Raw genomic sequence first — 11,889 nt, 5'->3', positions numbered from 1 at the left:
CTATAGTTTCAAGCCGATTGCCTCATTTACATAAGAAGTGATAAAATCTTTCTTTCTTCCGGTTCCATGCCGGTCAGGAATCTCTATCAGAAGAGGCATTGTCCGCTCCAGCTTGATCTCATTGATAAGATCCGGGAACTCCCTCCCAAACTTTTCTGTCAGCAGGATGATCCCTACGGATTTGTCATTCATGGCCGTCTCGATGGCATTTTTCAGCTCCTGTCTTTCATGTACGACCACTCCGTCTACGCCGGCCAGCCTCATTCCCGTCAAAGTATCGACATTATCACTGATCAGATACATCTTCATCTCAGATTATAACTGTCCCAGGATCATGAAGGAGATGATCAGACCATACAGGCAGACACCTTCTGCAAGACCTACAAAGATCAGAGATTTTCCAAGCGCGCTGGAGTCCTCGCTGATAGCACCAAGGGCTGCACTGGCCGCGCTGGCCACCGCTATACCGCCGCCCACACAGGAAAGTCCGGTGGACAGAGCTGCTGCAATATATCCGAATCCCGTTGCATTTGAGACGGCTGCATCTGCAGTTTCCGCTGCCTGCACCGGGCTTCCTCCAAACAACATGATCCCTGCGATCACAAACGCTCCGAAGAAGAAAAACAGATTCGTCCCCAGAGCACGCTTATAGCGTTTCTTATTTCTCTCCCCGATCAGGAAGTACCCAAATGGAATGATGATGCTTAAGATCAGTGCTGCAATGAGTAAAAATTTCACCGTTAATGTCATGGCTTATATCCTCCTTATTTATAAAGCATTACCGTTTTTTATGACTGTTAAAAGGTTTGAACTCTCTTCCGCTGCCCTTGTAAAAGCGGCTGAACATCTCATAATATTCCAGACGCAGTACCTGGATTCCCACGACCAGTCCTTCCAGTCCGCAGACTACGATATTTCCGATCACCAGAACAATCCAGTTCGGCGTCCCTTCCTGTGCACCCGCAAGCATCAGCACCACCTCCATGATGGCAGCATGGCTTACTGCAAACGCTCCGATACGCACATAGGAAAGCGTATTGGAAAAATAACTCAACAGCGTTTCAAAAAGTTCGAAAAATCCCTGTACCAGGAACATCACCTTTCCGCCTTCGATCTTCTTGTGATTGCGTTTCACCAGATTTGCCAGGGGCTCCTTAAACAAAAAGATCAGGATCGGGATTCCCAAAAATACCGCAAGCATAATGTTGCCGGGGACCTTGTGTCCCGTCATATACAACACGATGGTCAGTACCAGGAATCCATAAAACAGAAGCCCTGCCACTCCATTGTTGGAAAACCATGCATTTTCCGTATCGTGGGCCCGGAAGGCATTGACGATCTGAAAGATCATCACCAGCAGGTTCAGCCCCATGCCAAAGGCAATGGCCACCACAAACACCGTATTCAGCTGTCCGATAAAAGGCAGGTTCGTCATCGCCGATACTGGATGCAGCCACAGGGCCGGGATCACATCCTCAAATCCAAATACGCTTCCGTACAAGACTCCGAAAAGCATAGAAAACAGTCCCGCCACCGAGATAATGCCCGCCAGATTGATCTTCTTCGTCAGATAGAGGATCCCGCCAATCGCAAAAAGACAGAACCCTTGTCCCAGATCTCCGAACATTGCTCCGAAAATAAAGGTATATGTCAGCGCCACAAAGATCGTCGGATCCATTTCATTGTGGGCCGGCATCCCGTACATCTGGATAAACATCTCAAACGGCTTAAAAAACCTGGGATTCTCCAGCTTGGTCGGCGGCTCTCCAAAGTATTTCTCCCGGTCTTCCTCTACCACTACCAGCACTTTGTCATCCTTTTCTGTTTCCTTCAGGAAGGCCTCCACGTCATCTTCGCCCATCCAGCCGCAGATGATATAATAGTCCTCCTTGTTCTCATCATCCTCCATCCGCGCCGCCATCTTGCGTACATCGAAATTATTGGCCAGCTCCTCCAGGCGTCTCTGCGCTCCCAAAAGCTGCGCCGCATGGCTCTGGATCAGTTCTGCTATCGCGCGGTCCACGCTCTCAATCTGTTCCCCGTCATGCTCAATATCCTGCTGCAGGCTCTCACAGGCCTGAGCCGGTGTACCGATATACTCTTTCGAAAGCGGGATCTTTTCAAAATGCAGGGAATGAAAAATCGCATCCGTTTTGCCGGCATCTGCATTTGCCACAAAATAGCAGCCGTACACATAGTTTTCATTCCGCACGCCCTCCAGAAATACCGCTTTCAGGTCTTCATACAAGTATTTTTCAAGTCTGCGGTAATAATCCACATTGATCCGTCCGAACCGTACCCGCATATAGCGGTATCCCATAACATCATGCAGATTTACCTCCAGCGGCCGGAAAGGCTCCAGCACATTCAGCTTCTCTCTTAATTCCTCCGCATGCTTCTTCAGACGTTCTCTCCGTTCGGTCAGCTCCAGATACTGGTGGTTCAGATCACGGATCATTCCGATCATTGCGTCCTGGTCCATGGTAAGATCCGGCTCCACCTTCCCGTCCTCCAGAAGCCCTATAAATTCTTCCGCTTTGTTCAGCGGTTCTCTATATGGATTCACTTCCGCAAAAGGAATCAGATTTTCCGTCGTTTTCAGTTCAGCGATGGCATTTTCCAGCTGCATCTCATGCCTGGACAAATATACCTGACACATGCGGTCGATATCTGTCCTTGGCCCGCTGATACTCAAAAACTTCATCTTTACTATCATTGTTTCACACCTCCCAGGTACGCAAGCGTCTCTCCCCTCGGCAGGCCGTACCGGATACATTCCATAGCCGTGGTCAGTGCATCGATCTCCTCCTCCTTCAGGAACAGATAAGTATAGATCGAAGCTATCGAGTACGGGTTCTGCCTTCGGTCCGCCAGGTACAGCTTTTGCAGGCAGTCCTTGTATATCCGCTCGATGGTTCTGTCGCTGCCGAAATGATATTTCTTTGCATAATAGGTATTTTCCAGCTGTCTTTGAAATTCCTCCACACTGGGAGTCTCCACCAGCGTTTTATATTCTTCCACACTCAGGCGGTAGTGGATCGGTATCGTCAGGGAATAGATGTCGGGCGGGAGCATGTGATAATATTTCTTTGCCCGGTATACCCACTGGATATTCAGAAGGTCGATCTTTGTCCCGCAGTCCCGGATATACATTTTCTGCTCTTTTCCCTTCAAAAGCCTCCGCTGCCGTTTCCAGAGGGTTGTAAAATAATAAAGCTCCAACGCCATGTCATAATCAAATAGGGTGGCCGTCTTAAGCTCCTGGATCTTTTTAAGCGATTTATAATACTCTGTATTCTGCAGATTTTCCACCAGCTCCGTAACATTTTTCGAACTCACCAGTGCGTCAATGGATATCTGTGAATACTTTTCAAAATATTCCTTCTTATAGTCCAGATCCATCGGTTTTTGATAGTGGTTAAATACGATCCGCAGACAGTAATTGATCACATCAATCTCATAGCGTTTCCAGTATGTCTTTAAAAACTGCTTCTGCTCCATTCCGCCAAACCGGAATATCCTGCTAAAATCATCAAACAGCGACTGATACAGCACCTTTTCTACATTTCCCCTGTGGTAGAACGTACTGTCCATATTCTCCAGGTACGGGGCATAGGCCGCTTTCTCCTTCAGATATTCCGTCACCTCCGCCACACTCTTAAGAGACGCGATCTGTTCAAAATCTTCCGGTTTCAGAAGCTTTGCCTGCATCGCCCGGATCTTTGTCGTGATCCCGCTGTATGTCATAACACTTCCCATAGGCTACACCTCTGTGATATTTTTCAGGATCTGCCGCGCATACCAGGTGTGCCGCTCCTCATATTCTTTCTTCAGATCTTCAATAGCAGAGCGGTTTTTCAGCCTCTGCTCCTCCAGCGCCTGATCCATCTGCTCTTTTGCTTCCGTCCGGATCCTCTCCACTTCTCTCCTGGTACTCTCTTCCAGCTCCCGGTCAAAAGCGTCCCGTTTTGCCTGTATCCCCCGTTCTACTTCATACTTCTGAGCTTCCGCATGCTCCACGATGGCCTCGGCCGTCTTTTCGATTTCCGCCAGCTTTTCAACGATAGAATCCATACTCCGCCCTCCGTTTTCATTCTACAAAATAAATCTATTATTAATAATACACTGAATTTTTTGAAATTTCCACAAATATTTCTGGCAAATCCACCCTCTAAGATACTGCGTTGACTTTTTGCTGACAAGACTATAAACTAAGGTGAGTAAAAAATGCTGAATTTTAAGGAGGAAACGCTATGCGCCTTAGAAATATCCCGCGCGCCGAGAGCGTTCTAAGGGAATGTAAAGAAGTTGTTAAGAATGCATCCGAACACAAGAACCACTGGAAAAAGGTCTTCGGAAACGATCACCCGGTCCATATTGAGATCGGAATGGGGAAAGGGCAGTTTCTTCTCACTCTGGCCCGCCGGAACCCGGAGATTAATTATATCGGTATCGAACGCTATTCCAGTGTGCTCCTGCGTGCAGTTGAAAAATATGAAAAGTTTTCCGCAGACACGCAAAAGCCACTTCCCAACATCCGTTTCATCTGCATGGACGCAAGGGAGATCACGGAAGTATTCGCTCCCGGCGAGGTAGAGAAGATTTATCTGAATTTTTCAGATCCCTGGCCCAAAGCACGCCATGCCAGAAGACGTCTGACTTCATCCGATTTTCTCGCCCTGTACGACCAGATACTGACTTCTGACGGAACCGTTGAATTCAAAACAGACAACCGTGTCCTGTTTGACTTTTCTGTAGAGGAAGTCAAAGCCTCTTCTCTGTTTGAGTTGACCGGACTCACCTATGACCTGCATCATGACAGCAGTATGAACGCCGGGAATATCATGACAGAGTACGAAGAAAAATTCTCCTCCGCCGGCGGGGCTATCTGCAAATTAGTCGCCGCAAGGAAAGGTTCCGCTGCCGGATGCATATAATGTAGGGAGAAACAAGATCTGGAAGTCATATATGAAACATCGAAGCAGAAAAAACTTACGGCAGAAAATGTGTGCGTTCACCTATCGGAATCCACATTTCCGTCTGATACTACGCCGTCTGAACTGTTCTATACAGGAAGTTTTTCGTATATTGAACCCCAGATGCTAGGAGGAAAAGCAAGGATGCTGCATTTAAATAAAGACAGCTTTTCTGCCGCTCTTGATGCCTCTCCTCTCCCGGCCGTCGTCATGTTTTATGCCAACTGGTGCAGTAAATGTGCGATGATGAAGCCCGTGGCCGAGGATCTGGAAGCTTATTTTCAGAACCGAGTCCTCTTTTATGAGGTCGATGTGGAAGAATCGCCGCAGCTGGCCGATCAATATGCCGGCGAGCTGGTCCCCACCTTTGTCTGTATCAGCCGGGGAACCGTTGTCGGCGCAATGAGCGGTATCATCGAAGAAGGGCTGTTAAAAGGGCGGATACAGAAAATCTTCAGAAATAGTTAATGTAGTTTTTATTTGCATTTATTTACAGATATGTTATATTGAGTAATGTATAAATTAAGGAAAAGGGGGCCTGGTGAACACACCATGCATATGAAAAAAATGAAAAGAACACTACCAGTATTGATGGCAGCTGCTCTTGCCACGGCATCATTACCTCTTGCCGTACAGGCGGACAGCTCCAACGTTGTAACTCTGGGCGCTAATCTCTCGGAAGAGCAGAAAACGTCCATGTATGAATATTTCGGGACCTCTAAAGATCAGGTCCAGACCATCGAAGTCACCAACGCCGATGAGCGTCAGTATATGGAAGGCATTGCATCCGAGGAACAGATCGGTACCAGGACTTACAGCTGCTCTTATGTACAGCCCACCTCTGACGGAGGAATCCAGGTCAAGGTCGCGAACCTGACCTATGTAACCAGCTCCATGATCGCAAGTACGCTGACCACTTCCGGAGTAGAAAACTGTAACGTAGTCGCTGCCTCACCCATCGCAGTATCAGGAACCGGCGCTCTGACCGGTATCATGATGGCTTATGAAACTGCCAGCGGCGAGACTCTGGATGAAGGACAGAAGGCTGCCGCTACAGAAGAGCTGGTAACCACCGGCGAGCTGGCCGATGCAGTCGGACAGGAAGAAGCCACCGGACTGATGAATGATGTAAAAGAGCAGGTCATTGAAGACGGCATTACAGATCCTTCCCAGATCCAGGATGTAGTCAATGACGCGGCTAATACCTACAACATCACCCTGACAGAGGATCAGATGAACAAGATCACCTCTCTGATGGAAACGATTTCTCAGTATGACTATGATGTCAATGCTCTGAAAAACACTCTGGATAACTTAAATGGGGAAAGCGGAGGATTCTTCTCCAATCTCTGGGATTCCATCACCGGATTTTTCGGCGGCGGAGACAGTAACGGCGGTATTATTAACGATACCAACGATGATGTACTTGGTTCCGATGTTGTGACAGACAGTACATTAGAAGATTCCGGTTCTTCTGATTCTTCCTCTGACAGCACAGAAGAAGAGGGCGGCGGCTTCTGGGACAGCATTGTCGGCTTCTTCCAGAATCTGTTCGGCGGCGGAGATGACACCAAGGACGAAACCACCGATGAATCTGCCGAGGAGACCACAGACGAAACCACTGACCCGGCTGCCGATGAAACCACCGATGAGACACTGGATGAGAACAGTGAAAACACAGATGGCGCCGAGACAGAGAATACAGACGAGAATGCGGACGGCACCACGGAGGCTGACGGAACCGACAGCCCTGCAGCTGATGAAAATGCAGACGGTACTGTTTCCAACACTGACAATACGGGAACAGCAAATGATCCTGCCGCAGCTGAAACTCAGAACAACTAGGAAGGCGTCTTAGCCTGACCATAGAAAAAGAGCGTAAGATCAAAGTCTTACGCTCTTTTTCCATCCCTTTTCTATCCTGTTTCAGCAGTCAATCTCTAAAATTCAAAGATTGCCACGCCATAGGGTGACAGCGGGTAAGCAAAGGAGTACGGTCTTCCGTCACACTCCTGCTTAACGGCCTTGTAGACCGGCTGCTTCTTCCGTCCGTTTCCGCCATACTGTTCCTCGTCACTGTCCAGTACCAGCTTATACTGCTTTCTTCTGGGTACGCCAACCCGGTAATCCGCCCACTCCATTGGCGTAAAGTTACAGATGAACAGCAGATTCTTTTTATTATCCTTGGAATGTCTCATAAAGCTGAAAACACTTCTGTAGCGGTCATCCGCATTGATCCACTCAAAGCCTTCCCAGGAATCATCCATCTCATAGAGTGCTTTGTTTTTCTTATACAGGTGCAGCAGATCACGGAACCAGTTCTGGACCGCCTGATGCTCCTTTTCCGCCAGCAGGAACCAGTCAAGCTCCCTCTCCTCGCTCCATTCCCGCAGCTGGGCAAATTCCTGTCCCATAAAAAGGAGCTTCTTTCCTACATGCCCGATCATAAAAGCATAGCCTACCTTCAGATTGGCATACTTATCAAATCCAAGTCCCGGCATCTTATTGAGCATGGAGCACTTCAGATGCACCACCTCGTCATGGGACAGCACCAGGATATAGTTTTCACTGTATGCATAACTCATGGCAAAGGTCATCAGATTATGATTGTCCTTCCGGAAATACGGATCCAGTTTCATGTATTCCGTAAAATCATGCATCCATCCCATGTTCCACTTCAGGCTGAATCCCAGTCCGTCTTCCTCCACCGGCCCGGTCACCATCGGCCACGCCGTAGACTCTTCCGCAATCATCAGCGCTCCAGGGTTTCTTCCCAGCACCACAGAATTCAAATGCTTAAAGAAATCAATGGCCTCCAGATTCTTGTTGCCCCCATATTTATTGGCTACCCACTGGCCGTCCTGCTTTCCGTAATCCAGATAAAGCATCGAAGCCACCGCATCTACCCGCAGACCGTCTACATGATACTTTTCGATCCAGAACAATGCGTTAGAAATCAGGAAGTTTCGCACCTCATTTTTTCCATAGTCAAAAATCTTGGTGCCCCAGTCCGGATGCTCTCCTTTTCTCGGATCCTGATATTCAAATGTCGGCGTACCATCAAAATCCGCCAGGCCATGGGCATCTCTTGGGAAATGCGCCGGTACCCAGTCCAGAATAACACCTATTTTATTTCTATGGAAATAATTTACCATCCAGGCAAAATCTTCCGGCGTTCCGTAACGGGACGTGGGTGCAAAATAACCTGTCACCTGATATCCCCAGGATCCGTCAAAGGGATGTTCCGCAATCCCGATCAGCTCGATATGGGTATAGCCCATATCCTTCATATATTTGACGGCTTCTTCTCCAAACTCCCGATAGGTATAAAATCCTTCGTCCTCCCGCCCGGGATGCCGTTTCCAGGAACCAATATGCGCCTCATAGATTGACATCGGTTCTTTGGTGTGATCCCAGCCGGCACGCTTCTCCATCCAGGCGGAATCCGACCACTTGATCCCGGAAAGGTCATAGACCTTGGACGCCGTTCCCGGCCGCAGTTCGGCATGGAACGCAAAGGGATCCGACTTAAAAATATAATCTCCCCTGTACGTCTGGATGCAGTATTTATACATGGCATACTGCTGGATTCCCGGAATAAAGCAGGTATAGATGCCCAGCGGCTCTTCCCGTTCCATCGGGTTTGCTTCCGTATCCCAGTCATTAAATTCTCCGACTACAGACACACTTTCCGCATGGGGCGCCCACACCGCAAAATATACCCCTTCTTTTTTTCCATCCTTCACAAAGTGGGCCCCCAGCTTATTATAGATTTCATAATGATTTCCCTGCCCAAAGAGATACTGATCCAGTTCTCCTACTTCATATGGTTTCTTTTTCTTTTTTGCCATACTGAACCCCCACAATCTGTCCTAATATATCCATATTATACTTTAGATGGCCGAAAAAAAAAAGAGTTTTGACAAATCTATCTGTCAAAACTCTTAATTTTTTGATTAAATCTTAAAGTCTTCTTCCTTTAAGATAATTCTGTCAGAATCGTCTGTTCCCTTGCCGAATACACGTCTTGCAAGATGCTTTACATTGGCCTTCTGGGAATGATCAATAGCTTCATCCATAATCTCCTTAACCTCAGCAACGGATACGGCATGATCCTCTCTCTGCATTACATCAATCCGGCTGTACAGCGCCAGGATTCCCATTTCATCCAGCTTATAGCCATTCTCCTTTGCATAGGTCTGCCCGAAGGTTACCAGCTCATCATTAATGAATACCGGAAGCTCCAGCTTGGAAGTAAACTTCTTCTTGAAATCTGCATTGACAGCCAGCATCCTCTCCAGAGGCTTTCTCTGATCCTCCAGCACGAACAGGAGCTCTCCTGTCTTCTTCTCCATCAGGTAATTCAGTTCCTTGATGGTCCTGGAGTTTAACTTTCCGGCCTTCTCAATGATGATAGCTCCGCCCTTGAGCTTCTGGATGATATTGGTCAGTTCCTTCTTATTCAGAGATTCACCGGTCACGATAGCAACCTTGCCCTGCTTCAGGTTTCTCTGCTTCTGGATCGCCTTTACGATATCTACCGCCAGCACGGTCTTACCGGAACCTTTCCGTCCCACTACCAGCAGGTTGCCGGTCTTGGATGTTCCTTCTCTCTGCGCTCTTCTGTCATTGTCCAGCACTTCTACGATCTGTTCGCTCATACCTCTTACCGGAACAAAGTAAGAAAATAGTTTCTTCTGTTCCTCCGTAAGTCCGGCCTTTAACCCAATCTCACTGGTCGCACTCAGATCATATCGTCCGGTTACTACAAATCCTGTATCAAACGGAACGCCGCTTCCTTTGGACTTTTTGATTCTCTCCTGGATCTCCTCTTCGGAAGGCTCTTCGATTTCCAGTTCTTCTGCCTCAAACTCTTCTTCGTCATCTTCAAAGTCCTCTTCCTCAAGGTCCTCTTCTTCAAAGTCTTCTTCCTCGAAGTCCTCCTCATCAAAGTCCTCTTCCTCGAAGTCTTCCTCATCGAAGTCCTCTTCTTCGAAATCCTCCTCATCAAAATCCGCATCCTCGAAGTCGTCCTCGTAATCATCGTCGAAGTCGTCCTCAAAGTCGGCATCTTCAAAGTCCTCTTCAAAATCGGCATCTTCGAAGTCTTCTTCCTCGAAGTCCTCTTCGTAATCGGCATCCTCTAACTCTTCTTCGAAGTCCTCTTCGTAATCCGTGTCCTCCGGCTCCTCATCCTCAAACTCTTCACCAAAGTCTATATCTTCAAGACTTAACTGTTCCGGCTCTTCTTCAAACTCAAAGTCTTCAAAGTCCTCATAGGTATCTTCACTTTCCGGAGACTCTTCTTCCTTTTCGTCCTGATCCATTTCTGCCACCAGTCTTACCAGATCATCCGGGATTCTCTGTGTCTTTCCTTCTGCAAACGCATTATCCAGCAAGGCTTCTTTTTCAGCTTCCTCTGCGGCCTTTCTTGCCGCCTCTTCTTCTGCCGCTTTTCTTGCTGCTTCTTCCTCCGCTGCCTTTCTTGCTGCTTCTTCCTCTGCTGCCTTTCTTGCTGCCTCTGCTTCTGCTGCCTTTCTTGCTGCTTCTGCTTCTGCCGCCTTTCTTTCTACTTCTCTTCTCTCGGCTTCCTGTCTGCGCCTTGCTTCCTCCCGTTCTTTTTTCAGCCGTTCCTCATCTTTCGCCTTCTGCTGTGCAATGGCTTCTGCATTTTCCTTCTGTTTTTCTTCCCACTCCTGAAGGATATCGTCAATCCGCATCTGACTGGTTACCCGGAGATCCTCTTCCTTCTTTTCCATTGCCTCTTTCTCAATATTAATGCCACTGGCAATTGCCACGCCATTAGCCAGTGCTTCTTCCAGCGTAGCTCCCTTTACAACCTGTGTAATGGAAGATTTCTTCTTCGGCTGTTCCTCTTCCTTCTGCGGTTCCTCTTCCGGCTCTTCTTCCTGATTTTCTTCTGCCGGCTCTTCTTCCGGTTCTTCCACAGCCTCTTCCTCTGATTCTTCTTCAGAATCTTCCATGCTCTTTTCCATCTCTTCTACCGCCTGTGCCAGGCTGACTGCGGAAACTGGTCTGGACACCTCTTCTTCCGTATCTGCCGCAGATTCCTCCGGTTCTTCCGTATCTGCCACGGATTCCTCCGGTTCTTCAGTCTCTTCTACAGCCTCTTCCGCCGCCTCCACGGCTTCTTCTGCCTGCACTGGTTTCGCTGCCGGTTTCTTCGGCGCTCCCGGCCTGCTGTCATATTTTTCCTGCTGCAGCGGTGTCAACGGTTTATACTTCATTTTCAATTCCATCGCTTTATAGACATATTTGCCCTCGCTGAACCACAGGATCAGGTCATCACATTCCTCCAGGCACTCTGCAGTCATACCTGCCTCATGATAAAGCTCCGCCAGCTCATACGCCCATTTTTCTACATACTCGGCTTTCTTAAAATCTTCCAGTGCCGCGATCTGTTCGGTGAGCGGCGCCCCTTGTGCCCTTAAAATACGGTATTTTAATATGTACTGATTCGGATCTCTCGGAGCCAGCTTCACAAACTCCTCATAACAATCCGATGCTTCTTCTACATCATTGATCTTCAGCGCCAGAGTTCCCAGGCGGTATACGATCTTTCTGCTTCCCGGCGATCTGTCAAACGCTACGAAAAGAATATCCCGGCTTTTTTGGAACTCACCATTATATTCGTATATCTCACTGACCGTGTTCAACATCGACGCACTCTTTACCCTGCGCCAGTCGATGGTGTCCGCGATCTCCATTGCCTTCTTGTACTGCTTGCTCTCCAAATATTCAAGCATTTGCTCTGTTTTTACCCGATATTCATATTTATCCAAATCTCTCACCTCAAAAATATATTTTTAATCCTCTTAATTTTTACAATTTTACGTATATAAGTTTATCATACGCTATATCTATTGTCAAAATATACGAGAAAATTTGTTAC

Annotated in this window: 10 protein-coding genes; 3 read left to right on the top strand and 7 right to left on the bottom strand. The window is 47.8% G+C overall.

Translation table 11 applies throughout. The features are described 5' to 3' along the window. Genes BKD12_RS06985 through BKD12_RS06965 form a run of 5 tightly spaced genes read right to left on the bottom strand, consistent with a single transcriptional unit; the run spans window position 1 to window position 4,074 of the window. Window positions 1-309: a V-type ATP synthase subunit F gene (locus tag BKD12_RS06985; RefSeq protein WP_070088598.1), complete on the bottom strand. Its 309-nt coding sequence runs from the start codon at window positions 307-309 to the stop codon at window positions 1-3. 6 nt (window positions 310-315) lie between these two features. Next, a complete protein-coding gene (locus BKD12_RS06980) occupies window positions 316-750 on the bottom strand; it encodes an ATP synthase subunit C (RefSeq protein ID WP_070088597.1) in 435 nt (144 codons plus the stop codon). Between the two features lie 28 nt (window positions 751-778). Continuing rightward, window positions 779-2,716, bottom strand: coding sequence for a V-type ATP synthase subunit I (locus tag BKD12_RS06975; protein ID WP_070088596.1), 1,938 nt, complete (start codon window positions 2,714-2,716; stop codon window positions 779-781). Further along, window positions 2,713-3,759, bottom strand: coding sequence for a V0D/AC39 family V-type ATPase subunit (locus BKD12_RS06970; protein WP_070088595.1), 1,047 nt, complete (start codon window positions 3,757-3,759; stop codon window positions 2,713-2,715). Before BKD12_RS06970 ends, BKD12_RS06975 begins: the two co-directional genes overlap by 4 nt. Window positions 3,760-3,762: 3 nt before the next feature. Next, the gene (locus BKD12_RS06965) at window positions 3,763-4,074 is read right to left on the bottom strand and encodes a hypothetical protein (RefSeq protein ID WP_070088594.1); all 312 of its coding nucleotides are present in this window, start codon (window positions 4,072-4,074) and stop codon (window positions 3,763-3,765) included. A 179-nt stretch (window positions 4,075-4,253) separates the two neighbouring features. On the opposite strand from BKD12_RS06965, the gene trmB reads away from it, so the two are divergent. The 3 genes from trmB to BKD12_RS06950 all read left to right on the top strand — a co-directional run bounded on the left by trmB (window position 4,254) and on the right by BKD12_RS06950 (window position 6,821). Then, the gene (gene trmB, locus BKD12_RS06960; RefSeq protein WP_070088593.1) at window positions 4,254-4,937 is read left to right on the top strand and encodes a tRNA (guanosine(46)-N7)-methyltransferase TrmB; all 684 of its coding nucleotides are present in this window, start codon (window positions 4,254-4,256) and stop codon (window positions 4,935-4,937) included. A 183-nt stretch (window positions 4,938-5,120) separates the two neighbouring features. Then, the gene (locus BKD12_RS06955; RefSeq protein ID WP_070088592.1) at window positions 5,121-5,444 is read left to right on the top strand and encodes a thioredoxin family protein; all 324 of its coding nucleotides are present in this window, start codon (window positions 5,121-5,123) and stop codon (window positions 5,442-5,444) included. Between the two features lie 99 nt (window positions 5,445-5,543). Continuing rightward, window positions 5,544-6,821: a DUF1002 domain-containing protein gene (locus BKD12_RS06950; RefSeq protein ID WP_242872732.1), complete on the top strand. Its 1,278-nt coding sequence runs from the start codon at window positions 5,544-5,546 to the stop codon at window positions 6,819-6,821. A 95-nt stretch (window positions 6,822-6,916) separates the two neighbouring features. Here the strand turns inward: BKD12_RS06950 and glgB are convergent, their stop codons facing one another. Further along, window positions 6,917-8,827 carry a 1,4-alpha-glucan branching protein GlgB gene (glgB, locus tag BKD12_RS06945; protein WP_070088591.1) on the bottom strand — a complete coding sequence of 637 codons (1,911 nt, stop codon included), beginning with the start codon at window positions 8,825-8,827 and terminating at the stop codon, window positions 6,917-6,919. 105 nt (window positions 8,828-8,932) lie between these two features. Then, window positions 8,933-11,743, bottom strand: coding sequence for a tetratricopeptide repeat protein (locus tag BKD12_RS16895; RefSeq protein WP_070088659.1), 2,811 nt, complete (start codon window positions 11,741-11,743; stop codon window positions 8,933-8,935). Between the last annotated feature and the right edge of the window lie 146 nt (window positions 11,744-11,889).

The organism is Merdimonas faecis, from assembly GCF_001754075.1.
GTDB lineage: Bacteria > Bacillota > Clostridia > Lachnospirales > Lachnospiraceae > Merdimonas > Merdimonas faecis.
Note: the sequence above shows the minus strand (reverse complement) of the source record. Positions and strands in the feature narration are given on the sequence as shown.

Coding starts and splice junctions, on each gene's coding strand:
- BKD12_RS06985 (WP_070088598.1), bottom strand. CDS start 309: ATGAAGATGTATCTGATCAGTGATAATGTCGATACTTTGACGGGAATG.
- BKD12_RS06980 (WP_070088597.1), bottom strand. CDS start 750: ATGACATTAACGGTGAAATTTTTACTCATTGCAGCACTGATCTTAAGC.
- BKD12_RS06975 (WP_070088596.1), bottom strand. CDS start 2,716: ATGATAGTAAAGATGAAGTTTTTGAGTATCAGCGGGCCAAGGACAGAT.
- BKD12_RS06970 (WP_070088595.1), bottom strand. CDS start 3,759: ATGGGAAGTGTTATGACATACAGCGGGATCACGACAAAGATCCGGGCG.
- BKD12_RS06965 (WP_070088594.1), bottom strand. CDS start 4,074: ATGGATTCTATCGTTGAAAAGCTGGCGGAAATCGAAAAGACGGCCGAG.
- trmB (WP_070088593.1), top strand. CDS start 4,254: ATGCGCCTTAGAAATATCCCGCGCGCCGAGAGCGTTCTAAGGGAATGT.
- BKD12_RS06955 (WP_070088592.1), top strand. CDS start 5,121: ATGCTGCATTTAAATAAAGACAGCTTTTCTGCCGCTCTTGATGCCTCT.
- BKD12_RS06950 (WP_242872732.1), top strand. CDS start 5,544: ATGAAAAGAACACTACCAGTATTGATGGCAGCTGCTCTTGCCACGGCA.
- glgB (WP_070088591.1), bottom strand. CDS start 8,827: ATGGCAAAAAAGAAAAAGAAACCATATGAAGTAGGAGAACTGGATCAG.
- BKD12_RS16895 (WP_070088659.1), bottom strand. CDS start 11,743: ATGCTTGAATATTTGGAGAGCAAGCAGTACAAGAAGGCAATGGAGATC.